Source organism: Nocardiopsis sp. iso_238 (genome assembly GCF_056173325.1).
The window spans coordinates 4,540,432-4,565,647 of sequence record NZ_CM149668.1; the positions used below are offsets into that span (position 1 = coordinate 4,540,432).

Sequence of the window (25,216 nt, forward strand, 5' to 3'; positions counted from 1 at the left end):
GGCTCTTCCGGGGCGGTTACCCTCATGTGGTCAGTCAGCGGCCCGATCGGGCGGAGGGAATCGGCGTATGCGCACAAGCACCAACCTGCTGTGGCTGGGCGGGCTCAACCAGAGCAGGGTGCTCGACGCCGTGCGCCGCTCCGACGGGATCAGCCGGGTGGAACTGGCCGAGCAGACCGGCCTGACCGCCCAGACGGTGTCCAACATCGTGCGCAGGCTCCTGGAGGACGGGCTGGTCCTGGAAGACGGCCGCGCCACCTCGCGCGGAGGCAAACCGGCGACGGTGCTCCGGCTGAACGCCGGCGCCTACTACGCGGTCGGGATGCACATCGACCCGGCCTCCACCACGCTCGTCGTCACGGACCTGGCCGGACGGGTCGTGGCGCGGAGCCGTCGGCGCACCCCCACGTCGCAGGGGCCGCAGAGGGTGATCGACGCCCTCAGCAGGTCGGTGCGCGCCATCGTGGCGGAGGCGAACGTCCCCGACCGCATCCTCGGGCTCGGGGTGGCCACGCCCGGCCCGCTCGACACCGAGGGCGGCGCCGTCACCCCGCCCCACCTGCCCGGCTGGAGATCGGTGCCGCTGCGTGAGGCACTGGCGGAGGGCACCGGCCTGAAGGTGGTCCTCGACAACGACGCCACGGCCGCCACCATCGGTGAGCGCTGGTCCGGCGGCGAGGAGCGGTCCTCGGACATGGCCCTCGTGTACGTGGGGACCGGGGTGGGCGGCGGGCTCGTCCTGGACGGCCGGGTCTACCGCGGCGCCACCCTGAACGCCGCCGAGATCGGCCACGTGACGGTGGACCCGCGCGGGCCGGAGTGCCCGTGCGGGAACCGGGGCTGCCTGGAGACCTACGTCGCGCCGCACGCGGTCGCCTCGGACGCGGCCAGGCGCCGGGGCGAGGGCACGGCGGACTTCGAACGCGGGCAGGCCCGTACGGTCGCCGCGTACCGCAGGGTGTGCCGTGAGGCGCACGCCGGCGACCCCGTGGCCCTGGAAGTGGTGTCCGCCGCCGGTCGCCGCCTCGGCCAGGCCGCGACCACCCTGCTCAACCTGGTCGACGTGCCGTTGGTGGTGCTCGGCGGCTGGGGTATGTCGCACGTCGGGGAGCTGTACGGCACCGCGCTGCTCGACGCGGTCTCGGAGCGCTCGATCGCCCGTTCCATGCGGCGGGTGCGGGTGGAGACGTCGAGCATCGGCGAGGACGTCGGCGCGATCGGCGCGGCCGCGCTGGTACTGCACTCGGCGTACGCGCCCGAGGTCACCAGCGTGTGAGCCGGGGTCCGGAGTCAGTCCTCACGCAGGGCGTGGCGGAGGATCTCGGCCACTCGGTCCTCGGTGAGGTCCTCGTCCCCGAGCAGGATCCTGGCGCACAGGCCGTCGGCGGTGGCGGCGAAGCGGCGGACGGTCAGTTCGTCGACACCCTGTTGCCGGGCCACCTCCGACACCGCCTCGCGCCATCTCCGCGCCACCGGGCGCAGGGCCGGGCGACGGGCGGCCAACAGGTTGAGCTCACGCTCGGCCAGGGCCCGGGCGCGGCCCTCACCACCGGCTCCTGAGATCACCCGGGCCAGTCCCGCGACGGCCCGCGCCGCGTCCCGTCCGGGCTCCTGGAGGGCCGTGAGCTGGTCGATGTAGGCGTCCGAGGCGGCGGTCAGCGCGGCGACCAGCAGGTCGTCCATGGTCTTGAAGTAGTAGACGGCGGAGCTGGCCGGGACGTCCGCCTCCCGGGCGACCGCCCGGTGGGTGACCCCGGCGACGCCGTCGCGTTCCACGACCCGGAGCGTCGCGGCGATGATCTCCTCACGCCTGCGCTCGCCCCGGGCCCGTCGTCCGTCGACCCGCTCCGTCGTGCCGCTCACGATCTCCCCCGTCAGTGCTCTGGCGGCGACGATACCAGCGGGTTCAGGCCCGGCTGTGCTCCCTGGGGACCTCGGGCTCCGGGCTCGTGCGGGCCCGGCCCAGTTCCAGGGCGAGGGCTCCGGCTATCACGAGTGCCAGTCCCCCGACCTGTATCGCGGTGAGTTCGTCGCCGAGCAGCACCAGACCGATGACCGCGACGATCGCCACCCCGGAGGACGTCCAGAGGCCGTAGGCGACGCCCACGGCCATGCCCCGCTTGAGTGCGAGCGCGAGCATGAAGTAGGCGACCAGGACGGCCGGGACGGCCACCAGGACCGCGACCGGGTGGGTGAATCCCTCGGAGAGGCCGGTGGCGGTGGCGCCGACCATCTCGGTCAGGAGTGCCGCCGCCAGGTAGAGCCAGGCCATGTTCGTTCCCCTCGTTCGGTCGGCCGCGCCCGCGCGGCCAACTACTTGAACTATCGTTCAGATAGGTGTGTACTCTGACACTAGATCTACTTGAACCATCGTTCAAGTTGTTGAGTCGGAGAACCTCAGGAGAACCCGTGTCCCTCGCCTATCTCTTCCTCGCCGGAACGATCGCCCTGGAGGTCGTGGGCGCGATCGCCAGCCGCTACTCGGACGGCTTCACCCGGCCCGCGCCCACCGCGGTCACCGTGGTGACCATCGTTGGCGCCTACTACCTGTTCGCCCTCGCCCTGGAGGAGGGGATCGGGCTGGGCGTGGCCTACGCCGTGTGGGCGGCCGTGGGCATCGTGGCCGTCACGCTCATCGGGGTGTTCGCGCTGCGCGACCGGATCACCCGCGTCCAGGTCGCCGGGGTCGTGCTGACCGTGGCCGGGGTCCTGGCGCTCGAACTCGGCGGGTGACCTACTGCTCGGGGTAGACCGACTGGATGCGCTCGGCGACGTCCGGGAAGCCGCTCCGCTCCAGGATCTCCACCTGCTCGCGGACGAACGCGGCGCGCTCGCTCTCCCCCTCGACGGAGTCGATGAGCCCGCGCAGGATGGCGACCTGGACGTCCTGCTCCATGCCGCCCTCGTCCACGTCCTCCTCGGCGGGCCACCAGTAGCTCTCGTAGCCCTCCTCGTCCACCCCGCTGCCGGCGGTGGGGACGGGCTCGGGCTCCTCCAGCAGGTCGGACAGATCGTGCGACGGGACGGGGAACCTCGGCTCCGGTTCCAGGTCGAGCTCAGGCCCGGGGCCGGGGCCGCCGGTCATCGCTTCGCGCATCCGCGCGGCCTCGTGCTCGGCGGCCCACAGCGCACGGTCCTTACGCAGGTGGGCCATGCGGCCGAGGCGCTCCTCGTCCTCGTCCTCCAGCTCCAGACGGACGTTCTCCGCCCACACCTGGATCGTGCCCCCGGCGACCGGTTCCTCCACCGCGAAGGCCGACTCCAGCTCGCTCTCGGCCACCGCGCGGTCCTCAGGGTGCGTGTCGCGCAGGAGTTCGCGGGCCCGCAGCACGACCGAGCGGACCGCCGGGCCCGCCGGGTTGCGCAGGCTCAGGTCGACCCGGTGGGCCCATCGCCAGTGCACGAGCGCGGAGAAGCCGAAGGCGTAGTCGTCCATCGCGCTCGGGAGATCGATCCGACGCGTGCGGACACCGAGGGTCCCGCTCTGACCGCGCGGCGCCTCGACGGGCGCGGGCTCGTCCCCCTGGTCCGAGCGGTCACGGAGTTCGTCCCCAGAGCCTCGCACGTCGGTCTCCTCCCGCCGCTCAGCCTCCCCGGCCCGGCCGGTCACCAGCTCCGCCGCCGTCACCAGCAGGTCCGGGCGCGCCAGGACCACGCCCAACAGCGCCATCGTGAAGGGCAACCACAGCAGAGTCCATTCCCCGACCAGCGGAAACAGCACCGCGGGGACGATCAACACCACGATGACCGCCGCGAGGCGGATACGGGCGAAGGTGGCCACGGGGTGTCTCCTCGTGCGGGGGCAAGGGGCTGGACGGGAAGGTTCCTCAGGCCAGTGTGCCCGAGAACCGGCGTGAACGCGTCACCAACGCCGAGTCGGAGCCCGGCCCAGGCCCGCTTCGGGCCCACTCCTCCGCTTTCAGGACCGGCGGTCCCCGCTCGGGACAGAGTTCCTCCCGGGACCTGTTTCCCGGCCCGGCCCGTCGGATATGACGCCTGTGTCCGACCGGTGTCGTCGGGTCGTTTCCCTCCGCCACTGCTGGCTGGCACCGGAACACATCCGCCCAACCCCCCGTGAGGTGACAAGAATGTTCGGTGCCGAGCTCCGCCGACGTCGGCAGGATGCCGGGATGACCCTTGAGGACCTCAACCGGAGAGTTCACTTCAGCAAGAGTCACCTGAGCAAGGTGGAGACCGGGGCGAAGAAGCCCTCCCAGGACCTGGTAAGGGCCTGCGACACGGCTCTCGGAGCAGACGGAGAGCTCGCAGCACTCGCCCCCGGAACCACCGAGACACGAGCCGCCCAGGCGGAGCCTCCCACGGTAGACCAGGAGGTATGGCTCATGAGCATGACCCCGGACGGCGAGACGGGTTTCGCCGGAATGGACCGTCGAACCGCCCTCTCCCTCAGCGCCCTGACCGTGCTGGGAGCGGGTCTGGGAGGTGCCACCGGAACGAGTGGCACCTCCCAGCGAGGGCACACCGACGCCGAACCCGCACTCGACAGTTTCCGTGCCCAGTTGGGCGAACTCAGGACCATGGGGCAGCGTGTCGCCCCGTCGATGGTGTTCCCCATCGCCGTAGTCCAGACCAACGCCCTCCGCCAACTGGCGAGGTCCGCTCCCCCTAGTCAACGCGACGCGGTGCTGCGACTAGCTGCGCGGTTCGCCGAGTACACCGGATGGATGGCCCAGGAGAGCGGGTCTGACCGTTGGGCTCAGTGGTGGACCGACACCGCCGTGTCCCTGGCCGGAGCCGGTGGCGACGCCGAGATGGGCGAGTACGCCTTGGTGCGCCGGGCTCTACTGACCATGTACGCCCATGATGGCCCGCAGACCGTCGCGTTGGCCCAGCGCGCCCAGCGCGCGCCTGAGACGTCGTTCCGTGTGCTCGGGCTCGCTGCCCAACAGGAAGCGCAGGGGCACGCCCTGATCGGTGACTTGGTGTCCTGCGAACGATCCCTGGAGCGATCCCGTGAACACCTCGCCGCCGACGAGGTGGAAAACAAGAGTGGTGGGGAAGGGGACCCGGAAGTTCTGGGATCTCGGCACGTCGGCGACCCGGTGGGGGTGACTCGGGGCTGGTGCCTGGTCGATCTGGGCCGTGTTGCGGAGGCTGCCGAACTTTTGGACCGAGAGTGCGCGTCGCTGTCCCAGAACGCGATCCGGGCGCGGACCCGGTTCGGGGTGCGCCGCGCGCTCGCGCACGCCCTGTCCGGGGAGGTGGAGCAGTCCTGCACCATTGCCACCGAACTCCTGACCGCAGCGCCGAGGATGGACTCGGCCACCGTCCGTTTGGACCTGCGCCGCCTCCACCAGACCCTGGCGCGATACCACGGCCACCGATCCGTGCGGGAGCTCTCCCCGCGTCTCCTCACCGCTCTGAGCACGGTCTGACACAGCACGCTCCCCGCCCCGAGTCGGGGCGGGGAGCGTGCCAGCGGAGGAGAGGAGAGGGCGGAGACCGTGCCCGGGGGGCTCCCCGGGCACGGTCCCGCGCTCGTTCAGGGGTGAGTCGTGATCAGAAGGGCGCCCCGTTGCCGTTGGGCGAGGGAACCGCCTCCGGCGCGAGGTACGTGAGGCCCACGACAGGGGCCTCTTCGCCGTCCTCTTCGCCCTCGGGCTCCAGCGGGTGACGGCGGCGGATCAGCTCGGAGATCTCGTTCAGCGAACCCAACTCGAATGCCTTGATCAATCTGTCCACGAGCTGGATTCGAACGTCCTCGCTCTCGATCCCGTCGACCAGTTCCATGAGGACCCCAACCGCATCGTCGATCCCTCCCCTCGCCGCTCCCACACTCGTCACCTCACCCTGGACCGTTCCGATCGTCACCTCATCCACCCAGACCCGGTCCTCCGGCGACTTCCAGACGGAGTCGTCCGATAAGCGGCCACCCGGTTCGGTGCCGTTGAGGAAGGTGAACGACTCGGGCGAAGCCACCCTCAGCCGATCCAGGAGGTCCGCAGGGTCGGCGCCTTTGGAGGCCTCTGCAACCCGGGTGAGCACCTCTATCAGTCCATGGGTGCGGTTGACGTCAGCGTCACCACGCACCAGGTCCCACACGATCGCACTGCCCGGTGTCGCCAGCACGTCGTCCGCGTAGTACCTGCGTTTCGCGGACTCCACCGAGCGCTCCACCTCCCACAGGACGCTCTCCTTCCGGGCCTTGGCGATACGGGCCAGCCGAGTCTCGTCCTCCTCCGAGAGCGAGAGCGTGACGTCCTCCGCCCACACCTCGACGACCCCACCGAACCCGTGGGAGGCCACCCCGAGCGTGGCTGTGACTTGGTGTAGCGCCATGTCGTACTGCTCGGGCTGGTATCCCTCGCTCACCCGTCGAGCCTGTTCCACAATGACCTGTCTGGCTAGGCCTTCGGGGTTGCGCAACCGATGGTCCGGTTCCCCCACCCACTTCCACCAGACCATGGCGGAGAGGACGAACGGGTACTCCCTGTCCCGGCTGGGTGCCAGGGCCGCCTTGATCCGGGTGTTCTTCGGTCCGCCCTCCACGAACGGGTCCGGTGGGCGAACCGTCTCCCCGGGGGTCGCCGCCTTGGTGCTGCTGAGCATGAGGACGAGCACCCCGATGAGCGCCAGAGGCGGTGCCAGCACCAGGGCCCACCAGCTGATGGTCAGGTACAGGACCACCCCCAACGAGACCAACGCTCCCGTGAGCATCACGACACGTCGCTGCGCGGGACTCATCCGTGCTCCTTCCTCGGTGTTCCGGCCGGGGTCGAGGTGTCCGCCACCGGTGACCCACGACCGTCCAGGCCCTCGACGGCGTCGACCATCCGAACGAGGAGTTCCCCGTCCGCACGGCGGCTTTCCCGTCGTTCCGGTGTCGTCGCCCCGTCGGCCCAGCGCAGCCCTGAGGTGTAGAGGACGGGGAGCGTCCCAGCGGAGACCGAGGCGGTCAGCAGCACCTCCATCAGCCGCCGTCCCGACCCGATCCACCGGGCCGCGTAGGTCCTCGTCTGGGCCCGCTCACGGAGGAACAGCGCGCCCAACCCAGACTTGAGTCGCCACTCCACGGCTGTGCGTCCGAACCGGTCCCGAAGGAAACCGGCCAACCGGTCGGGAGCCGTGAGGTCCCAGAGCAGGTCCCGCTCCGTGCCGTGGTCCCAGCCCGGCTTGTGGCAGTTCTCCCGAAGCCGGTCACAGACCCTGACTAGAAGCCTGAGGTACAGGGGGTGTGCGGTCGTCAGGGTGGCCAGTTCGGCCCGAGCCGCATCGGCTGCGGCCGTATCCCTGTTCCTGGCTAGCAAGTGCAGGCGAACGACGGCCTGTCCCGGGTGCGTCGCCGCCAGCTCCTGCGCGCAGACGGCGACCAGGACCTGACCGAAGCCCGGAGCAAGGGTCGTGTTCTTCGACTTCGAGTAGATGAACTGGCGACCGTTCCAGCCGTACCGTTCGTGTCGCAGGACGCTCGTCAGCAGCACGGCCGCCTGTGGAGCGGTCCACCTCCGCTGCTTGGACCACTCCTCGACCCGTGGGAAGAGCGCGTCAAGGTCCGCGATCCGCAGCGTCTGTTCGGCCCAGCGTTGCGCGATCCGGTCGCGGTCCACGGGCGACAGCGACCGATCAGCGATGAGTGTGTCCACCCACTGGCCGAACGAGGTGTGGAGCCGGGGGTGTGCATCCCAGAACGCCGAGCGCAGCATCCTGGCGCGGCCCGCCCGTGTGAAGTAGGCCCTGCGCTCAAAGCGTGTCTCGATCCCGCAGAGACGCAGCTCCTCCTGGAACCCTGGCCGATCGAGCAGAGGTGTCTCGTCGTGAGGAAAGGCAACCTGGGACAGTAGCAGGTCCACGCCGACGGCCAGGTGCTCGACCGGAACCCCCTCCATCAGGGAGGTGGCGAGCAGGATCGCCCGGGGGCGCCCCTTCACAAGCTCCAGGTCCTCCGGCGGGGCAGCTTCCCCTGATTCCAGCGCCTTGCCCAACCAGTCCTCGATGTCCCCCTCATAACCGGCTTCCCTGCACGCAGTGAAGGTACGCCGCGCCACCTCCTCGATCTCACCCATGGTGGCGGTGGCAGCCCAGACACGAACCCATGGTGTGGCGTGGGAGGTCGAGAAGTCCGGAACTCCACGAGAGTCCAGGTGCCTGTTCAGCACAGCGAGCGGGTCCGGCCGGTCGACGCGTACCACCAGGTCCCGCAGTGACGAGGAGAGCTTCTCCTCGTCGCCGTGTTCGACCAGCACCACCAGGGAGGCTCCGGCGCGATGAGCCCGCACACGCAGCCACTCCAATTCGTCGCGCAGGGGAGTCAGAGAGATCCCGCTCTCCCTGGTGAGGTCGACGAGCAGGCGATCACCCTCCTCAGGAAAGGTTCCGCTGAGGGCTGGCTGACCTTCGGGACCGGTGTGGACGAGGTCGTCCTGAACGTCCCCATCCACCTCCCTACCCTCAGGCGCCAGAACCATCAGCGCCGCTGTTCTGGCACCGTCGCCCGACGTGGAACTGAGGACCACCGCGCCGTGGTCGGCGATGACGGTCCGACAGCGAATCTCATCGAAGTTGAGCGGCGCGACGAACCGTTGGCGCAGGGTGGCCAGCCAGTCCCCGGCGACGATCCTACGGTCCTGGACGTGCGTGACACCTTCCCCGGAATTCGACCCAAGCCTCTCGGAGTAGGCACTCAGGTAGTAGTGGTTCAGGTACTGGTCGCCACTGACGTTGTTGACCGTCGACCCCTGGTTGACATCGCCCGGTCCGGTATGCGTGGTGGCCCGGTCACCGGCGACGGAGGTGGCAGGCGAACCGGAGGGACGCGCGGTCTCCTGAGTGGTCACTCACGCCCCCGTCGGTCGACGCGGCCCGAGTGCTGTCCCTCGATGCTCTGGTCCCCTGACACGTTGTTCACGGTCGAGTTCTGGTCCCCGGCGACGTGGTTCACGGTGGAGTTCTGGTTGATGTCACCGGTACCGGTGCTAGTGGTCGTATGGTCTCCGTTGACGACCACGCCGTGGTTGCTGAAGTCCCTGGCCTGGATCGCGGTCCCTTCGACGTTTCCCATGGTGTTGCCCTGACCGGATGCCGCCCCTTCCGCCGCACCGGCCTCCTCCCTCACACGTACCCTCTCCTCGAGCTCGGGGGCCGCGATCAGGACCGCCTCGGCGATCTCGTCGAGATCGGGGCCGACAGTCCGGTGTCGGAGCCGCCGGTACTGGCAGCGGGCCAGGGGAACGATGTCGTCAGGAAGCTCGTCGGCGCGAAGGCGGGGCGTCGAGTCGATCAGGACGGGGATGACCGTCGCCCCGGCCTCGAAAGCCGCCACGATCTCCCAGCGCGTCCAGTCGTCGGGGTCGTCGATCGCCCTCGGCCCGTCGTTCTCCCCCTTCTCCAGCCAGCGGTTTCCGATCACCGCCAACAGGACCTCGCAACCACGTGCCGCCTTTTTAAGTCGCCGCTCGAAGTCGACGCCGGCCGGAATCGACTCACTGGCTCGGAACACCTCACTCTCACCGAACTTCCGGGAAAGCTCTCGCCCAAGATGCGTAGCGACCTGCTCGCCATCGCCGGTCCGATAGTTGATGAAGCAGCCGTTCAAGAATTTCCTCCATGCTGAAACACGTCATTCAAGCAAACTTCCATGGGCCCATTTAGAGCATTGGCAATGACGGTCGATATCTCCACCGCCCGCCTTTTCCAACACTCCGATAATGTGCCCTGGAAGCTGATTCATAAAGGCCCATGGGCTTGTTTCCCGGCGCCCCATCATGGGGAAATGGGAAATTCTCCACCGGGGTCGGCTCCGACGCCGTCGGGGCACCGCCACCGGAGGGTCCCAGGGCACGTGAGTGGAGCGGTGTCCCTCGGGAGGGCGAAGACTCAGGAAACACTGGCGAAAGGTCTTCCGAGTTCCCTCCACAAAGGCCGCGCCGGGGCGCAGTATGACGGCATGCGATCACCCGACTTCACTTCGCCACAGGCCGAGGCCGCTCCGGAGCGGTCCGGGGCCCGGGGTCGCGGGAACCGTTTCCGACCCGAGGTACAGGGGCTGCGCGCCGTCGCCGTGCTGCTCGTGCTCGTCTACCACCTGAACCCGGAGCTGCTGCCGGGCGGGTACGTGGGCGTCGACGTGTTCTTCGTGATCTCCGGATTCCTCATCACCTCCCTCCTTCTGCGTGAGGTGCGGGAGCACGGCCGGGTGTCGCTGGCCGGGTTCTACGTGCGCCGGGTCCGGCGCCTGCTCCCGGCCGCCACCGTGGTCCTCCTCATGACCGGGGCCGCCGCGCTGGTGCTGCTACCGGTCACCCGGCTGGGCGACACCGCCTGGCAGATGCTGGCGTCGGCCGCGTACGTGGAGAACCTGTACCTGGCCAACCAGACGCTGGACTACCTGGCGGCGGAGACCGCTCCGAGCCCGGTGCAGCACTTCTGGTCCCTGTCGGTGGAGGAGCAGTTCTACCTGCTGTGGCCGCTGCTGTTCGTGCTGTGGGCGCTCTTCCTGCGTGGTCGGCTCCGTGTGCTCACGGTGGTCCTGACGTCGGTGTTCGCCGCGTCGTTGGCCTGTTCGGTGGTCCTGACCGGGAGCGGCGATCCCTCCGCGTACTTCCTGCCCACCACCCGGGCCTGGGAGCTGGCGGCGGGAGGGCTGCTTGCAGTGTTCCTGGCCGACCGGGGGCTGCCGCGCCGACTGCGCCTGCCGTTGGGGTGGGCGGGGCTCGCCGCGGTCGTGGCCTCCGCCGTGTTCTACGACTCCGGCACCCCCTTCCCGGGGTACGCCGCGCTGCTGCCCGTGCTGGGCTGCGTCGCGGTGATCGCCGCCGAACGCTCCGAGGGTCCCTCCGCCGCCACGGTGCTGAGCACCGGCCCCGCCAGGTTCGTCGGTGACATCTCCTACGCGCTGTACCTGTGGCACTGGCCCCTGATCGTGTTCGCGCTCGTGCTGCTCGAACGGGACACCCTGGGGCCGCTCGGGACGGTGGCCGTCGCGGCGACGTCGATCCTGCTGGCGTGGCTGACCAAGCTGTGGGTGGAGGACCCGGTGGCCCGGCACGGCCTGGTGCGTACCGGGCGCGGCGCGGTGTCCGTGGCCCTGGTGGGCGTCCTGGCCGTGGCCGCCGTGTCCGCGACGGCGCTGGTGCGGGTGGAGCGGTTCCAGGCCAGCGACTTCGACCCGGAGCTGCACGTGGGGCCGAAGGCGATCGGTCTGCCCTCTCCCGAGGGTGCCTGGATGTACCCCTCACCGATCGGCGCGGAGGACGACACCCCCGAGGCGTACGACGACGGCTGCCACGCGGGCTTCGACAAACGGGACCCCTCGGACCCGTGCCTCTACGGCCCCGACGACGCGGACACCACGGTGGCGCTCACCGGGGACTCGCACAGCACACAGTGGTTCCCCGCCCTGCACGAGGTCGCGAAGGACCGGGGCTGGCGGCTCGCGGTGTTCAACAAGTCCGCCTGCGCGTTCACCGCCGCCGAGGTGGGCCGTGAGGGCGAACCCTACGAGGAGTGCCAGGAGTGGAACCAGGCGGTGGTCGACGAGATCGAGGACATGGAACCGGACCTGGTGGTCAGCAGTTCCTCGGCGGCCGGGCTCCCCTACGGCCACCAGTCGGGGCCGGAGGCGCGCGACGCCATGGCGGAGGGGATGGTCGAGCTGTGGGAGGAGGTCACCGCGTCCGGCACCCCGCTCGTCGCGATCCGGGACACGCCGCGCACCACGGCGGACGTGCTCGACTGCCTGGCCAAGAACGCGGACGACCCCTCGTCCTGCGATCGGCCGGTGTCGGACGCCCTGGAGCGGGACGACCCCCAGGAGCTGGCGGTCCGGGAGGTGGAGGGGGCCGAGATGGTCGACCTCAACGACCTGATCTGCACGGACGACACCTGTCCGGCGGTGGTGGGGAACGTGGTGGTCTACCGGGACTCCCACCACCTCACGGGCACCTACGCGCGGTTGCTCGCGGACGACATGGGTTCCCGGATCGACGAGGTCCTGGGCGGTTCCTGAGCGCTCACGGGGTGCGTTCGGCCGACCGGCGGAGGGTGTCGGCGATGACCGAGTCGGGGTTGGTACGGGCGACGGGCCAGCCGGTGTAGGCCTCCGCCAGATAGGTGCTCCCGGCCGCGGACGCGGTGAGCTGATCGATCTCGCCCAGTTGGCGACGGCGGCCGAAGGCGTCGGCGGCCGGGTCGGTGTGCAGCATGGACGTCATCCACCAGGAGAAGTGCTGCGCCCGCCAGACCCGGTCCGAGGCGGTACGTCCGTAGGAGTCGAGCAGGCCCGGGTCCCCCTGGTGGAAGTGGCGTTCGAGGGCCTGGCAGAGCACCGCGACGTCGGAGACGGCGAGGTTGAGGCCCTTGGCCCCGGTCGGCGGCACCGTGTGGGCGGCGTCCCCCGCCAGGAAGAGGCGGCCGTGGCTCATGGGGTCCACGACGTAACTGCGCATCGGGATGACGCCGCGCTGGATGATCGGGCCCTCCTTCAGCTCGAACCCGCCGCCGTTGACCCGGGCGCGCAGTTCGGCCCAGATCCGCTCGTCGCTCCAGTCCGCCGCGTCCTCGGCGGGATCGCACTGGAAGTACATCCGCTGCACCGTGGGCGTACGGGAGCTGATCAGCGCGAAACCGCGTTCGGAGTGGGCGTAGACCAGCTCGTGGGAGCTGGGTGGCGCCTCAGTGAGGATGCCGAACCAGCCGTGCGGGTAGGCGTGGAAGTAGTCGGTCCGCGCCTGGCGGGGGACGGCGGCGCGGCAGACCCCCTGGGTGCCGTCACAGCCGGCGACCACGGCACAGGAGAGCTCCACCCGGGTCCCGTCCGCCTCGGTGAAGCGGACCAGCGGTGCATCCGTGGTGACGCCGTGGACGCTGACGTCGCTGACCCCGAACCGCAGGTCGCCCCCGGCGGCGAGGCGGGCGGCGATGAGGTCCTTGAGCACCTCGTGCTGCGGGTAGAGGTGGACGGCGCGGCCGGTGAGCGTGCGGAAGTCGATGCGCCGGGACTCGCCGCGGCAGCGGATCGCGACGCCCTCGTGGCGCTGGCCCTCCGTGAGGAGCCGGTCGCCCACCCCGGTTCCGGTCATGAGGTCGACCGTGCCCTGTTCCAGGATGCCGGCGCGGATGGTCGCCTCGATGTCGGCGCGTGCGCGCACGTCGATGACGACGGAGTCGATTCCGGAGAGGGAGAGCAGGTGGGAGAGCATCAGGCCCGCGGGCCCGGCGCCGACGACGGCCACGCGGGCCCTGACCTGGCGGGGGTTGGTGTCCATGGGCACAGCATGCGATCCGTCGTGGGGGCGGCACCAGTCCCGTTCCGTTGAATGGGACGGTTTCCGCCGTCGGGGATCAGCGGGAGGGGTACCGTGCGCGGCCCCTCGTTCGGATCACGCCCCCTCCCCTGACCGGTGCGCCCATGGCCCGGGAGACGCCACAGGCCGCCGCCACGAGCGCCGGGAGGTGCGCGCGCGGTGGGGTGGCACCGGGCAACGGGACGACGACGGACAGGGCCGCCACCACCCGGTCGTCGCGGTCGCGGACCGGCGCGGCCAGACCCGCGGCGCCCGGGTCGATCATGCCGGGGGCGACCGCGTACCCGTCCCTGCGCACGGCGGCGAGCAGGCGCCGGAGCTCGACGGGGTCGGTGACGGTGTGCGGGGTGTGTGCTCGCAGGTCTGCGCCGAGGACCCGTTCCCGGAGTTCGTCGGGGCCGTGGGCGAGCAGCACCAGGCCCGTGGAGGTGGCGTGGACCGGCAGGCGCCCGGCGATCTCCGCGACGTTGCGCCCGGCCTCCCGCGCGGAGAGGCGTTCGAGGTAGAGGACGTCGTCGCCCTCCAGCACACCCAGCTGGGTGTGTTCGCGCACCACCGCCTGGAGGTCCTCCATGAAGGGCAGTGCGGCGCGGCCGAGGTCACGGGCGGGTGAGGAACGCGCGGCCATCTCCCACAGCTGGTAGCCGACACGGACGCGCCTGTCGGGTTCGCGTTCCAGGGCTCCGAGCGTGACGAGCTCCGCCACCAGGCGGTGCGCGGTGGCCTTGGGGAGGCCGGTGTGGCGGGCGATCTCGGAGACCGTGAGCGAGGTGGAAACGGTGCTGAAGGCGCGGAGGATCCTCATGGTGCGGGTGAGCACGGACTCCCCCGACGCGGACCTGGCCATTCCCGAACACCTCCGGAGCTCGCCCCGCGTGTTCGCCCGGCGCCCGAACGGGCGGGGGGCGAACATCCGGTCCGGTCAGTCTCGCATCGAACGGAGTACCGCGCACGCGCGGGGCCGCGGTCCGGCGTCGGCGCGAGTCCGGGCGGGCCCCGATACCGGGCACGCGCCTTCTCCACCCCACGGGACCTGGCATCCTGGCTCCGGACCGACCACCCCTGCCCCCGGGCAGCTCGACAGGAGGCACCCACCATGGCCGTCTACGCCGTCACCTACACCTACGCGGAGAACAGCACCGAGGCACGCGACCAGCACCGCCCGGCGCACCGCGCCTACCTGGACGAACTCTCCGAGCGGAACGTCAACCTCTGTTCGGGCCCCTTCGGCCCGGACGACGCCCCCGGGGCCCTGCTGCTCTTCCGGGCGGACTCCGCCAAGGAGGCCCTGGCCCACACCGAGCCCGACCCGTTCCGCCTGGAGGGCGTGGTCACGGACGTCTCGGTGCGGGAGTGGATCCCGGTCCTGGGCCCGCTCGCCAAGGAGTTCTGAGCCTCGGAACCCGTTCACGGGCTCGCCACGAGGGGCGGGCCCGTGAACGCGAGGACTCCCCCATCCGCAATTTCGCATGTTCCCATCATTCAGATGATTGCAGTATCTTGATCGGTGAACGCTGAGGGGGATCCATGGAGTCGACGAGCACACCGCACACCACCGATCAGGACCTGCTGGTCCTGCACGCCCTGCGCTGCGCGGGGTTCTCCGGGACCGCCAGGTTGGCCGAGGTGACCGGCCTGAGCGAGGCGCAGGCCGAGTCCGAACTGATCGACCTCGCCGTCGCGGGACTGGTCACCCGCACCGCCGGGGACTTCGGCGGCTGGGGCCTGAGCGAGGCGGGACGCACGGCGGGCGTCGCGCGGATCACCGCCGAGCTGGACGCCACCGGCGCCCGACCCCTCGTGGAGCACACCCACGAGGGCTTCCTCGAACTCAACCCGGAGCTGCTGGACCTCTGCACCGCCTGGCAGCTGCGGACGGTGGACGGCGTACCGACCGTGAACGACCACACCGACCCCGACCACGACTCCCGGGTCCTGGAGCTGTTCTCCGATCTCGACCGGCGCCTGGCGGCCGTCTGCGACGACCTGTCCGCGCGCCTGGTCCGCTTCGGCCGCTACCGGGCCCGGCTCTCCGTCGCCCTCGACCGGGCCCGGGCGGGGGCCCGCGACCAGGTCGCGGACGGCACCGCCTCGTATCACGCGGTGTGGGCCCAGCTGCACGAGGACCTGCTGGTGACCCTCGGTCTCCCCCGGTACTGACGGAGACCCCGGAAAGGCGGTCGTGATGACGTGGACGCACCCACTCTCCGCGCGGGTCGGGCACGGCCCGGACCTGCTGGGCGGCAAGGCCCACGGGCTCCTGACCCTGAGACGCCTGGGCCTGCCGGTACCGGCGGGGTTCGTCGTCACCACCGAGGCCTGTCGCGCCTTCCTCCGCGAGGGCCGGGATCCCGACGGCCTGCGCGATGAGGTCGCCGCCGCCGTCACAGCGCTGGAGGCCGGGACCGGACGCCGGTTCGGTGACCCGCGCGACCCCCTGACGGTGTCCGTGCGCTCCGGCGCCAGCGCCTCCATGCCCGGCATGATGACGACGATCCTCAACGTCGGCCCACCGACCTTCCGGGACGGCACGGCGGACCCCCTGGGGGCGCTGCACCAGGCGATCACGGACGTGTTCTCCTCCTGGAACACTCCCCGTGCCAGGACCTACCGCGCGCTGCACGGCGTGCCCGACGACCTCGGCACCGCCGTGACCGTGCAGGTGATGGTGCGCGGGGACCGCGACGACCACAGCGGCAGCGGGGTCGCCTTCACCCACGACCCCAACACCGGTGAACACGGCCCCTTCGGCGAGGTGCTGTTCGGTCGCCAGGGGGACGCGGTCGTCTCGGGCACCACGCTGACCAGTCCCCTCGGAGAGCTCGCTGACCGGGAACCGGCCGTCTGGGCCGACCTGCTGGCCGCTCTGGACCGGGTGGAGGGGCACCATCGCGACGCCTGCTACGTCGAGTTCACCTACGAGTCCGGGCGGCTGTGGATGCTCCAGCTGCGCCCCGCCCGCCTGGTCGGGGCCGCCGCGGTCCGCGTGGCGGTCGATCTCGCGGAGGCGGGCGCGATCACCCGCGAGGAGGCCCTGCTGCGGGTGGCTCCCCCGCAGCTGCGGCACGCGCGCACCGCCCGCGCCGTCCCGCCGGACGGACGGCCCCCGCTCGCCCGGGGCGTGGGCGCCTGCCCGGGCGTGGCGGTCGGCCGCGTGGCGACCAGCGCGGAGCGGGCGGTCCGGACGGCCGAACGGGATCCGGTGGTCCTGTTCCGCCCGGAGACCTCACCGATGGACATGCGCGGACTGGCCGCCTCGGCGGGGATCGTCACCGCACGGGGCGGCCCGGCCAGCCACGCCGCCGTGGTCGCCCGGTCCCTCTGCACTCCGGCGGTGGTGGGCGTGGGGGACCTGGCCGTGGAGCCCGGTGCGATCCGCGTCGGTGGCCACCGGGTACCCGAAGGCGCGACCGTGACCGTCGACGGCACCAGCGGTGAGCTGTTCCTGGGCCGCACCCGCGTCACCACGGGCGACGCTGGCGCTCCCCTCGGACAGCTGCTCACCTGGGCGGACGAGGTCGCGGGCGGGCCATCCGGAGAGACCGGCTCGGAGACCGAGGAGGCCCGCCTGCGCGCCGCCCACACCGTGCTGCGCGCATGAGTGCGTGGACCTCAGGACCCCGGGGTCGGCGGCGCGCTGCCGAGGGGTCCGTTCAGAGCACGCCCCGCTCGCTGAAGTAGCGAGCGGCGCCGGGGTGGACCCAGCCGGGGTCGACCCCGCTCAGCGCCTCTTCCGCGGTGGCGGTCACCTCACCGGGTATGCGGTCTCCGAGCTCCTCGTACACGGCGCCGACCAGCTCGTACGCCAGGTCCTCGTCGAGGTCGGCGTGGGCGTAGAGGGTCTTCCAGGAGGCCATCAGATTGACGTCCCCGTCCTGACCGGGCAGCGTCCCCGCCTCGACGGTGAGGTTCGTTTGGGAGGGGTCGACGCGGCCGACCGCCGCCACCACCTCCTCCGGGATCTCCAGGACGCGCGGGTCCGCCCCCTGCCGCTCGAAGTGGTCGAGCTCCGCGTTGCGGACCCCCTCCCAGAGGACGTACACGTCGACGTCACCGTCGATGAGGAGCTGCTGCGAGGTGTGGCGGGACTCGAAGTCGGCCTCGGAGGCGACGTCCATGGCGAGCGGGTCCTGTCCCGCCGCGAGCAGGACCAGGTCGCTCAGTTCCAGGATCTCGGGGTTCTCCCGGGGGATGAGCGCCGTGGCACCGGCCAGATCCTCCAGAGTGTGGATGTCGGAGTCGGCCCTGACGACGTACTGAAGGGTCCTCGGCGAGACGTTGCCCAGGACCATGACGTTCTCGGGTTCCCGGACGGGGTCACCGTCACGCACGTCGAGGGTTCCGTCCCGGAGCCGGGTGTACCACGTGTTGTGCGTCAGCACGACGTCGTTGCGGTAGGCGGCGCCGTTCTTGGGCGCGTCGATCTCCCGCTCGAGGGCCAGGAACTCGGCGCCCGGGTCGAGCAGGTCGTTGGCGACCTGCTCCGAGAAGGTGACCTCGTCGATCTCCTCGGTCCACACCTCGGAGATCGTCCGGGCCAGACGCGAGGTCCTCAGACCCCAGGTGGCCTCGCCGACCAGGTAGTCGCCCGCGTAGGGAGGCGTGTCCGCGTCGTCGTCCACGTGCGCGGGCTCGGGCTCGGGTCGGCCGACGAGCCCGGGGAGCGCCCAGTGGAGAGCGCCGCCGAACAGGGCGACCGAGAGGACCGTGGCCCCGATGATCAACGGGGCCCGGAGGCGCCCGGGGTGATCGGGCGTTCTGGGGGATGTGTACACGGCGTCCTTCGGGAAGGTGGTGCGGCCTCGGATCTCCCGGGCCCTGGGAGTCCGAGGGTCCGGGGGTTCCGGTCAGCGCCGCTGTCGCTGGTGGGCGGCTTCCTGCTCCGGGCCGGGGTACTGGCCCGGCGTCCGGTGCCCTCCCTCGCCGGGGCCTTGCCCCTGGGCGCCCTGGCCCGGGTACTGACCCTGCTGGTTGGTCCGGTCGAAGGCCTCCTGGGCCCGCTGCCCGCGCTCCCAGACGACGAAGCGCTCGCTCTCCCCCAACGCCATGGTGGTGAGCCAGACGGCGACGGCGACGTCGTCGACCAGGCCGAACACCGAGAAGATCAGCTCGGGGACGAAGTCGATCGGGGAGATGATGTAGCCGACCAGGACCAGCATCATGAAGAGCTTGCCGCCGCCGAGCTCCGGGTAGCGTCCGCGCAGCTTCGCGCCGAGCATGCGCGGGATCGCCCGGGTCCGCTCCCACAGCGAGACCTTGCTGTCCGAGTTCTGGATGACCTGCCAAGCGGCCGCACCGGCTGCGGCCCGGTTTGCCTTGCGCATCGTGTTCGTCTCCTCAGGGGGCACGTGACTTCTCAAGATATGACGCGAAGTCACCCTCGTTCGTTCCCCCTGACACGGACGACAACCCCGAACGAGACGGACACGACACCCGCGGACCGGCTCCCCGAACCGCCGAGTTGTCCACAGGAGGACCGGTGGCACTGGTGGGTCCGGAGCGGGAGGGGCATGCTGGAAGGAACGGCACCCCGCCCCTCCCACCGCCGCGCGACGCCACCACACCGCCGCGCGACGCCACCACACCGTCGCCCAGCCACCGGACGCAGACCACGCACCCTCCCATCAGCGGCGACACCGCTCGACGGGGGTGGTTCCGGCTACGGCCAGCCGGAACGACGCCAGGAAACGAAGAGGACGAGGAGCACGAAAGACATAGGATCGCCCGCATACGGCCCCACACGGGCCGTCCCGACCCGAAGTACTCCGGACACGCGACTGGCCGCCTCCGCCCCTCGACCGACCCCAGCGCCCCTTCCCGTTGTCCAGGTCACCTTGGCCTCATTGACGAAAACCCACCACATGGCGCAACCCGTGCCCCAAGGTGGTGAATACCGGGTCTCCCGCTGCACCACACCCATTCGTTACGATGCGTCCGAGTGGCACCTGAGACGCGGGGCGCCTCCGAAGCAACCGACATCGCCCGAGCGCGCAGAACCGATGGAGCCTTTCCAGTGTCCAATGCCCTACCGCGGTCGGAGACGACCGTAGCCCTGTTGGCGGACATCCCCAGCACGGGCCACGTGGGCGAGACCGGAGCCCGGCGGTTCGCCATGAACGGCAACGACGTGGGTGCGCGCAGCGCCGCCTTCGTCGCCTTCGCCATGGAGGAGGTACGCGCGGGTCGTCGGGTCGTGGCCCTCTACCCCGCCTGGCGCTCCACCGACGCCCAGAAGGCGGTCAACTTCGCGCGGGGTGCCCTGCGCACCGACCACATCGCGGGGATCAGCGTCGACCTGTCCCCCCTCGCCCTCTCCCTCATCGCCGACCAGCTCGCCTACCTCGCCCCCTACCTGCCGCCGGGCATGGTGGCGGCGCTCAGCGCGGAACTGCCCAAACACCTGTTGGCCGGGGCCTGGCTGAGAACGGTGTCCGGGCTGTCCACCCTCCCCACGAGCCTGCGCCAGCACATGGGTTCGTACGCGCCCACGGTCTCCTTCCTCGCCTACTGCGCCCCCTCCGCCCAGGTGGGGCGCCTGCGACCCTCCGACGTCATCAGCGAGCTGCCCTTCCGTCCGGTCCAACCGGTGCAGCTGCTGTGCTCCACCCCGGACCCGAGCATCACCCGGGTGTTCGACGAGAACCTGCCCCAGGCGATCCAGCCGGTGGCCACCCGGACCCTGCCCGTCCAACCGCTCGGCAGCACCTACTGGGGCACCAGCAAGTACGTGGAGTTCGTGGCGTTGAGCGCCCACCCCCAGGCCCTCGCCTACGCCGCCGGGGCACTCAGAGCGGCGGAGTGCGCCTGGTGCGGTGAGCCCGTCACCGCCACCTCCTGCCCGTTCTGCGGCGGGGTCAGCAGCGGTACCCCCACCAGGACGCACCACGGCCCCTCCACCCAGACCGCGCCCGGCACCGCGTCCTACGGCACCGCCACCCAGGATCCCGGCACGCCCCGGACACCCTCCGGGCCCCGGCCACCCGTCTCCCCGGCACCGCCGGGCCCGCCCGGCTCCCCCTCGTCACGGGTCGACGCCGTACCGCGCGGAACCCAGGGACCCCACGGGACCTCCGACCCCCACAGCCCTCGTGCGCCCCAGGCGGCCCCGGCGGCCCCGGCGGCCCCGGCCCAACAGCCGACCGTCGTGCAGTGGGGCGCCCAGCCCCACCGGGCCGCGCCGAACCCTCCCCACGGGACCGGCCTTCCCTCCTCCGGCCCGCACCCCGACAGACCCCCCGTACCAGCGAACGGGCACCGGCCGTCCGCCCCGCCGAGCCCGCCACCGGGCCCCGCGAACCCGGACGCCCTGCCGAGCCCGGAATCCCCCAGGACCTTCTCCCGCTAGGGCCCGCCGCTCCGCCGCCCGGACGGACGGCCCCCGACGACACGGAAACGGATACCACCCCCTATGAACCCCCGTCAGCGACGCGGCGTACTCCTCATGGTCGTGGCCGCTATCGGCGCCGTCGCCGTGTTCGCCTCCGTCTTCACCTACGTCAACGGCCAGCAGGACCAAGGGGGCAGGGTCGCCACCGTCCTGAAACTGGTCGAGGACGTCGACGCCAACCAGCCGCTGGGCCAGGACTCGTACACCTCCATCGAGGTGCCCGCGTCGTACTTCGACCCGGAGGTCTTCATCTCCGACCTGGAGGAGATCGACACCCCCGAGGGTCAGGAGCTGGTGGCCGCCAGCCACCTGACCGAGGGGGCCATCCTCCAGCACGGCATGGTCAAGCCCCAGCCGACCCTGACCGCCGGCGAGCGGGAGATCGCGGTCATGGTCAACGCCGAGACCGGGATGGCGGGCAAGATCCAGCGGGGCTCGGTCGTGGACATCTACGGCACCTTCCAGCCGCGCGACCACGGCGAGGCCTGCGCGACCCGGATCGTCACCGAGGTGGAGGTCCTGGACGTCGGGGAACTGCGCAGTCAGGAGTCCGACGCCGGCGGGGTGACCGGCGTCGTCCCGGTGACCTTCCGGCTCGACCCGCAGACCGCGCTCCAGCTCGCCTACGCCGAGGAGTTCGCCACCAAGCTCCGCATGGCCCTGGTGAGCGCGGCTGGCGGCGGAGACCCAGGTGACACCCAGGTGTGCAGCGGTGACTTCGAGGGGATCTTCGAGAACGCCTCCGGCGGAACCGGCCAGGACGACCAGAGCGACCAGCGGCGCACGCCGCACGAGGGGTAAGTACCAGTGAACTTCCGAGTCCTGGCGGGGATGCCCAGCTCCGAGACGGAGATGGTGATCGCGGCGCGCTTCGAGGAGCTGTCCGGGGCCGACCTCGTCTCGTCCCGTCTCACCAGCACGGACCTGATCAGCGGGGCGGGAGAGTACCCCGACCTCGACGTGGTCCTCGTGCACCAGGAGCTGGGTCCGACCCCCGTCTTCGACACGATCCGGGACCTGTCGCACCGGCATCCGCAGTTGGCGATCCTGCTGGTCTCGCCGTCGATGGACCCGGACACCTTCACCGCGGCGATGGAGGCGGGAGCACGGGGCGTGGTCCCGGCCGACTCCGGTGCCACCGAACTGGAGACCCGGGTGGCCAAGGCCGCCGAGTGGTCGCGGACCCTGCGCCGACACCTGGAGTCGGCGTCGCTGGACCTGCCCGCCTCGGGGGTGCGCGGCCGGATCCTGACGCTCAGCGGGGCCAAGGGAGGGGTGGGCACCACCACCTGCACCGTGCACCTGGCGATGGCGGCGGCCCGGCGGGACCGGCTGGTGTGCCTGGTCGATCTGGACCTCCAGGCCGGTGACCTGCCCTCCTACCTCAACCTCCAGCACCGCAGGTCCATCACGGACCTGGTGGACGCCGCCGACGACATCAGCCCCGGAATGCTCGCCGAGACCCTCTACGTGGACCCGCGCGGCCCCCACGTGCTCCTCGCGCCCCAGCACGGCGAGCGCGGCGAGGACGTCACCGCGCGGGCCACCCGCCGTATCCTGAGCGCCCTGCGGTCCCGCTACGAACTGGTGATCGTGGACTGCGGCTCCACCATGAACGAGGCGACCGCGATGGCGGTGGAGGTGGCCGACAGGTCCGTGGTGACGGTGACGCCCGACGTGCCCGCGCTGCGGGGCGCCCAACGGCTGATGGCCATGTGGGAACGCCTCCAGATCCGCTCGCACGAGGACGTCTACTCGCTGGTCAACCGGCACAGCCGGAAGAACGAGATCCAGCCGGACTTCCTCCAGCAGTTGCTGGGCACCAAGGTGCTGCGCACACCCGTCCCCGCGGCCTACCGGGCGCTGGAGCCCGGGGAGAACAACGGGGACCCCACGAAGGTGACCGACGAGGGCCTGCGCAAGGCCTTCGCGCGGCTCGCGTCGGAGCTGGACCTGCTCGTTCCGCCCGCCGCCGTCTCGGGGGGAACCGGGCAGGGCGGCCACACGACCCCCTCGGCCGGACTCCCCCAGGGGTTGGCCGGGCTGGCCTCGCGTGCCCAGCCGCCGAGCGGCCCCACCACCCGGGACGTGTCCGGGTTCCTCAACGCCATGGGCGGCCCCGAACCGTCCGCCGGTCACCAGTCCCGGCCGGTCGGGCCGCCCTGGGGTCAGGTCGGCCCCCAGCACTCAGGAGGGATCGGTGGCTGAGGACCACCGGGGACCCGTGAGGAGACGGACCACCCGGGACGACCGCGGCGCGATCTTCGTGGAGTTCGCGGCCATGGTTCCGTTCATGATGCTGGCGCTGGCCCTGGTGTGGCAGGTGCTGTTGGTCGGCGTCACCTCCATGTACGCCTCCCACGGTGCCGCCGAGGCGGCCAGGCAGGCCTCCGTCACGCCGGACGACATGGCGCGCATCGACGAGGAGGCGCGCAAACGGGTGGGGGCGCCCTGGGACGGTGAGGACGTGCTGACCACGGAGATCGTCGAGCGCGACGGCGACCGGTTCGCTCGGGTGAGCCTGGACATGCCGGTCTTCCTCCCGGGCGTGACGGCTCCGTGGCCGATCACCGGGGAGGCGAAGGTGGTCACGGAGGTTCGCCCGCGCGGGACCACCGACCCCGAGGGGGTGGAGTCCCCCTGAGCGGCACACCCCCCACCGAGCGCGCCCGTGGGCCCCGGATCCCGGGGACGGGCCGCCCGGCCACTCACGGCGCGGGGACGGATCCCGGAACACGGGCCCCCGTCCTCCGGAGGCTGCTGTTCGGCGGGCAGCCGCGGTCGGACCGGGGCGGACCCATCCTGGAGTTCGCCGCGACCCTGCCGGTCCTGCTGCTCACGGTGGTGGTGGCGATGGAGGTCTTCCTGGCCTTCACCGCCGTCGAACGCATCGAGTCGGCCGCCAGGGCGGGTGCCCGGGCGGCCGGGACCCAGGAACTGTCCGGGGCCGAGGACGCCGCCCGCACCGCCCTGCCCGGCTGGTTGGACGACGCCACGGTCACCAGCGGGGCCAACGACAGCGACGGCTACTTCGTGGAGGTCTCGCATCCACTGCCGATCGTGTTCTCGTCGGTGGACCTGAACCTGACACTGACCCGACGGGTGGACATGCCGAACGTGTGAGGCGGGCGGGACCCGCGCGACCAGGACGGCACCGGCAAGGGAGGACACGAGGGACATGGGGCTGAAGGACCGGTTGGAGGAGGACCGCGGCGTCGAGGAGCGCGCGGACCGCGGGAGTGTGACGCACTGGCGGCGGCGCCTCCTGGAGGAGATCAACCTGGAGGACCTGACCCAGCTGACGCTCGCCCAGCGCCGCGTCCGCCTGGAGAGGGTCGTCGGACACATCCTGTCCCGCGAGGGCCCGGTGCTGTCGGACCGCGAACGCTCGGTGCTGATCCGCCGGGTCGTGGACGAGGCGCTGGGGCTGGGCGTGCTGGAGCCGCTGCTGGCCGACGAGAGCATCACCGAGATCATGGTCAACGGCCCCGACAACGTGTTCGTGGAACGCGGCGGCCGCATGGAGCGGATCGACGCGGCCTTCAACGGCGAGGAGCAGCTGTACCAGACCATCGACCGGATCGTCTCGCTGGTCAACCGGCGCGTGGACGAGTCCTCACCGATGGTGGATGCCCGGCTGCCCAGCGGCGAGCGGGTTAACGTGATCATCCCGCCGCTGTCCCTGTCCGGCCCCGTCCTGACCATCCGGCGCTTCCCCAAGCCCTACCCCATCGAGGAACTGGTGCGGATGGGCAGCCTGGACCAGGCGACCGGGGTGCTGCTGTCCGCGATGGTGCGGGCCCGGTTCAACATCGTCGTGTCCGGCGGTACCGGCACCGGAAAGACGACCTTCCTGAACGCGCTGTCGGCCTTCGTGCCCAGCCGGGAGCGGATCGTCACGATCGAGGACTCCGCCGAACTCCAGCTGATGCAGGAGCACGTGGTGCGGCTGGAGTCGCGGCCGGCCAACATCGAGGGCCGGGGCGGGATCGCCATCCGCGACCTCGTCCGCAACGCGCTGAGGATGCGCCCGGACCGCATCATCGTCGGTGAGGTCCGCGGCCCGGAGACCATCGACATGCTCCAGGCGATGAACACCGGCCACGATGGCTCCTTGGTGACCGTGCACGCCAACTCCGCCGACGACGCCATCCACCGGTTGCAGACCCTGGCGACCCTGGGCGAGGGGAACATCCCCTACGACGCGATCCGCGACCAGATCAACAACGCGGTGGACGCGGTCGTGCACCTGGGCCGGTGGCCGGACGGCTCGCGGCGGATCAACGAGATCGCCGTGGTGTCCTCGCGCCGACGCGAGGAGTTCCGGCTGGACCGGCTCATGGAGTTCGCGGCGCTTCCGGCCAACCCCGACCGCACCGTCGAGGGGCGGTTCCGGCACCACCCGCTGCCGCGCCACGTCGCCGGTCGGATCTACCACGTGGGGGAGAGCATCCCCTCCGTGTTCGGGGTCGTGACCGACGACCGCGACCAGGGCAGCCGTTGAGGGCCCGCGCCGCGTCCGCGAGGACGTACCCCACGCGAAGTACGACACCGGGCCGCTGGACGG

23 protein-coding genes are annotated in these 25,216 nt (G+C 71.2%); 13 read left to right on the forward strand and 10 right to left on the reverse strand.

Annotated features, from left to right (window positions below; translation table 11 throughout):
• Positions 1–67 precede the first annotated feature (67 nt).
• Positions 68–1,276, forward strand: a complete 1,209-nt coding sequence (locus AC0VYL_RS20490) for an ROK family transcriptional regulator (protein WP_475455168.1) — start codon at positions 68–70, stop codon at positions 1,274–1,276.
• 14 nt (positions 1,277–1,290) lie between these two features.
• Here the strand turns inward: AC0VYL_RS20490 and AC0VYL_RS20495 are convergent, their stop codons facing one another.
• Together AC0VYL_RS20495 and AC0VYL_RS20500 are read right to left on the reverse strand one after the other, a co-directional pair.
• Entirely contained in the window at positions 1,291–1,863 is a 573-nt protein-coding gene (locus AC0VYL_RS20495) for a TetR/AcrR family transcriptional regulator (RefSeq protein WP_475481175.1), read from the reverse strand.
• Positions 1,864–1,906: 43 nt separating this feature from the next.
• The gene (locus AC0VYL_RS20500) at positions 1,907–2,272 is read right to left on the reverse strand and encodes a DMT family transporter (protein ID WP_475481176.1); all 366 of its coding nucleotides are present in this window, start codon (positions 2,270–2,272) and stop codon (positions 1,907–1,909) included.
• Positions 2,273–2,409: 137 nt separating this feature from the next.
• Here AC0VYL_RS20500 and AC0VYL_RS20505 point away from each other — a divergent pair, with 137 nt between their 5' ends.
• Complete coding sequence (locus AC0VYL_RS20505; RefSeq protein ID WP_475455174.1) at positions 2,410–2,733, forward strand: DMT family transporter; 324 nt, start codon at positions 2,410–2,412, stop codon at positions 2,731–2,733.
• 1 nt (position 2,734) lies between these two features.
• Here AC0VYL_RS20505 and AC0VYL_RS20510 read toward each other — a convergent pair whose 3' ends face one another.
• Complete coding sequence (locus AC0VYL_RS20510; protein WP_475481177.1) at positions 2,735–3,781, reverse strand: hypothetical protein; 1,047 nt, start codon at positions 3,779–3,781, stop codon at positions 2,735–2,737.
• A gap of 307 nt (positions 3,782–4,088) precedes the next feature.
• On the opposite strand from AC0VYL_RS20510, the gene AC0VYL_RS20515 reads away from it, so the two are divergent.
• On the forward strand, positions 4,089–5,396 hold the full coding sequence (locus AC0VYL_RS20515; protein ID WP_475481178.1) for a helix-turn-helix domain-containing protein: 1,308 nt from the start codon (positions 4,089–4,091) through the stop codon (positions 5,394–5,396).
• A 124-nt stretch (positions 5,397–5,520) separates the two neighbouring features.
• Here the strand turns inward: AC0VYL_RS20515 and AC0VYL_RS20520 are convergent, their stop codons facing one another.
• The 3 genes from AC0VYL_RS20520 to AC0VYL_RS20530 form a co-directional block, all read right to left on the reverse strand.
• Positions 5,521–6,570 (reverse strand): hypothetical protein, encoded by a 1,050-nt coding sequence (locus tag AC0VYL_RS20520; RefSeq protein ID WP_475481179.1) that lies wholly within the window; start codon positions 6,568–6,570, stop codon positions 5,521–5,523.
• A gap of 131 nt (positions 6,571–6,701) precedes the next feature.
• Positions 6,702–8,795, reverse strand: a complete 2,094-nt coding sequence (locus tag AC0VYL_RS20525; protein ID WP_475481180.1) for a hypothetical protein — start codon at positions 8,793–8,795, stop codon at positions 6,702–6,704.
• A complete protein-coding gene (locus tag AC0VYL_RS20530) occupies positions 8,792–9,553 on the reverse strand; it encodes a toll/interleukin-1 receptor domain-containing protein (RefSeq protein WP_475481181.1) in 762 nt (253 codons plus the stop codon). Before AC0VYL_RS20530 ends, AC0VYL_RS20525 begins: the two co-directional genes overlap by 4 nt.
• A gap of 351 nt (positions 9,554–9,904) precedes the next feature.
• Here AC0VYL_RS20530 and AC0VYL_RS20535 point away from each other — a divergent pair, with 351 nt between their 5' ends.
• On the forward strand, positions 9,905–11,965 hold the full coding sequence (locus AC0VYL_RS20535; RefSeq protein WP_475481182.1) for an acyltransferase family protein: 2,061 nt from the start codon (positions 9,905–9,907) through the stop codon (positions 11,963–11,965).
• Between the two features lie 4 nt (positions 11,966–11,969).
• Here the strand turns inward: AC0VYL_RS20535 and AC0VYL_RS20540 are convergent, their stop codons facing one another.
• Together AC0VYL_RS20540 and AC0VYL_RS20545 are read right to left on the reverse strand one after the other, a co-directional pair.
• Positions 11,970–13,223: a 4-hydroxybenzoate 3-monooxygenase gene (locus AC0VYL_RS20540; protein ID WP_475481183.1), complete on the reverse strand. Its 1,254-nt coding sequence runs from the start codon at positions 13,221–13,223 to the stop codon at positions 11,970–11,972.
• Between the two features lie 76 nt (positions 13,224–13,299).
• On the reverse strand, positions 13,300–14,109 hold the full coding sequence (locus AC0VYL_RS20545; protein WP_475481184.1) for an IclR family transcriptional regulator: 810 nt from the start codon (positions 14,107–14,109) through the stop codon (positions 13,300–13,302).
• 249 nt (positions 14,110–14,358) lie between these two features.
• Here AC0VYL_RS20545 and AC0VYL_RS20550 point away from each other — a divergent pair, with 249 nt between their 5' ends.
• The 3 genes from AC0VYL_RS20550 to AC0VYL_RS20560 all read left to right on the forward strand — a co-directional run bounded on the left by AC0VYL_RS20550 (position 14,359) and on the right by AC0VYL_RS20560 (position 16,863).
• Entirely contained in the window at positions 14,359–14,655 is a 297-nt protein-coding gene (locus tag AC0VYL_RS20550; protein WP_475481185.1) for a YciI family protein, read from the forward strand.
• A 134-nt stretch (positions 14,656–14,789) separates the two neighbouring features.
• A complete protein-coding gene (locus AC0VYL_RS20555; protein ID WP_475455194.1) occupies positions 14,790–15,422 on the forward strand; it encodes a transcriptional regulator in 633 nt (210 codons plus the stop codon).
• 25 nt (positions 15,423–15,447) lie between these two features.
• Entirely contained in the window at positions 15,448–16,863 is a 1,416-nt protein-coding gene (locus tag AC0VYL_RS20560; protein WP_475481186.1) for a PEP/pyruvate-binding domain-containing protein, read from the forward strand.
• Positions 16,864–16,915: 52 nt separating this feature from the next.
• On the opposite strand, the gene AC0VYL_RS20565 is transcribed toward AC0VYL_RS20560, so the two are convergent.
• Positions 16,916–18,037 (reverse strand): TAXI family TRAP transporter solute-binding subunit, encoded by a 1,122-nt coding sequence (locus AC0VYL_RS20565; RefSeq protein ID WP_475481187.1) that lies wholly within the window; start codon positions 18,035–18,037, stop codon positions 16,916–16,918.
• A gap of 72 nt (positions 18,038–18,109) precedes the next feature.
• The gene (locus tag AC0VYL_RS20570; RefSeq protein WP_475455199.1) at positions 18,110–18,586 is read right to left on the reverse strand and encodes a YkvA family protein; all 477 of its coding nucleotides are present in this window, start codon (positions 18,584–18,586) and stop codon (positions 18,110–18,112) included.
• Between the two features lie 731 nt (positions 18,587–19,317).
• Here AC0VYL_RS20570 and AC0VYL_RS20575 point away from each other — a divergent pair.
• The 6 genes from AC0VYL_RS20575 (at position 19,318) to AC0VYL_RS20600 (ending at position 25,153) form a co-directional block, all read left to right on the forward strand.
• Complete coding sequence (locus AC0VYL_RS20575; RefSeq protein ID WP_475481188.1) at positions 19,318–20,607, forward strand: hypothetical protein; 1,290 nt, start codon at positions 19,318–19,320, stop codon at positions 20,605–20,607.
• A gap of 63 nt (positions 20,608–20,670) precedes the next feature.
• Positions 20,671–21,450, forward strand: coding sequence for a Flp pilus assembly protein CpaB (cpaB, locus tag AC0VYL_RS20580; protein WP_475481189.1), 780 nt, complete (start codon positions 20,671–20,673; stop codon positions 21,448–21,450).
• A gap of 6 nt (positions 21,451–21,456) precedes the next feature.
• On the forward strand, positions 21,457–22,857 hold the full coding sequence (locus tag AC0VYL_RS20585; RefSeq protein ID WP_475455205.1) for a CpaE/TadZ family protein: 1,401 nt from the start codon (positions 21,457–21,459) through the stop codon (positions 22,855–22,857).
• 58 nt (positions 22,858–22,915) lie between these two features.
• On the forward strand, positions 22,916–23,293 hold the full coding sequence (locus AC0VYL_RS20590) for a pilus assembly protein (RefSeq protein WP_475463164.1): 378 nt from the start codon (positions 22,916–22,918) through the stop codon (positions 23,291–23,293).
• Positions 23,294–23,406: 113 nt separating this feature from the next.
• Positions 23,407–23,772: a TadE/TadG family type IV pilus assembly protein gene (locus AC0VYL_RS20595; protein WP_475483551.1), complete on the forward strand. Its 366-nt coding sequence runs from the start codon at positions 23,407–23,409 to the stop codon at positions 23,770–23,772.
• Between the two features lie 55 nt (positions 23,773–23,827).
• Positions 23,828–25,153, forward strand: a complete 1,326-nt coding sequence (locus AC0VYL_RS20600; RefSeq protein ID WP_475481190.1) for a CpaF family protein — start codon at positions 23,828–23,830, stop codon at positions 25,151–25,153.
• Positions 25,154–25,216 lie beyond the last annotated feature (63 nt).

Bases quoted from the DNA above. Each gene is read 5' to 3' on its own strand.
- AC0VYL_RS20570 (WP_475455199.1), bottom strand. From the start codon at position 18,586: ATGCGCAAGGCAAACCGGGCCGCAGCCGGTGCGGCCGCTTGGCAGGTC.
- AC0VYL_RS20555 (WP_475455194.1), top strand. From the start codon at position 14,790: ATGGAGTCGACGAGCACACCGCACACCACCGATCAGGACCTGCTGGTC.
- AC0VYL_RS20515 (WP_475481178.1), top strand. From the start codon at position 4,089: ATGTTCGGTGCCGAGCTCCGCCGACGTCGGCAGGATGCCGGGATGACC.
- AC0VYL_RS20500 (WP_475481176.1), bottom strand. From the start codon at position 2,272: ATGGCCTGGCTCTACCTGGCGGCGGCACTCCTGACCGAGATGGTCGGC.
- AC0VYL_RS20560 (WP_475481186.1), top strand. From the start codon at position 15,448: ATGACGTGGACGCACCCACTCTCCGCGCGGGTCGGGCACGGCCCGGAC.
- AC0VYL_RS20535 (WP_475481182.1), top strand. From the start codon at position 9,905: ATGCGATCACCCGACTTCACTTCGCCACAGGCCGAGGCCGCTCCGGAG.
- AC0VYL_RS20550 (WP_475481185.1), top strand. From the start codon at position 14,359: ATGGCCGTCTACGCCGTCACCTACACCTACGCGGAGAACAGCACCGAG.
- AC0VYL_RS20545 (WP_475481184.1), bottom strand. From the start codon at position 14,109: ATGGCCAGGTCCGCGTCGGGGGAGTCCGTGCTCACCCGCACCATGAGG.
- AC0VYL_RS20520 (WP_475481179.1), bottom strand. From the start codon at position 6,570: ATGCTCAGCAGCACCAAGGCGGCGACCCCCGGGGAGACGGTTCGCCCA.
- AC0VYL_RS20490 (WP_475455168.1), top strand. From the start codon at position 68: ATGCGCACAAGCACCAACCTGCTGTGGCTGGGCGGGCTCAACCAGAGC.
- cpaB (WP_475481189.1), top strand. From the start codon at position 20,671: ATGAACCCCCGTCAGCGACGCGGCGTACTCCTCATGGTCGTGGCCGCT.
- AC0VYL_RS20540 (WP_475481183.1), bottom strand. From the start codon at position 13,223: ATGGACACCAACCCCCGCCAGGTCAGGGCCCGCGTGGCCGTCGTCGGC.
- AC0VYL_RS20600 (WP_475481190.1), top strand. From the start codon at position 23,828: ATGGGGCTGAAGGACCGGTTGGAGGAGGACCGCGGCGTCGAGGAGCGC.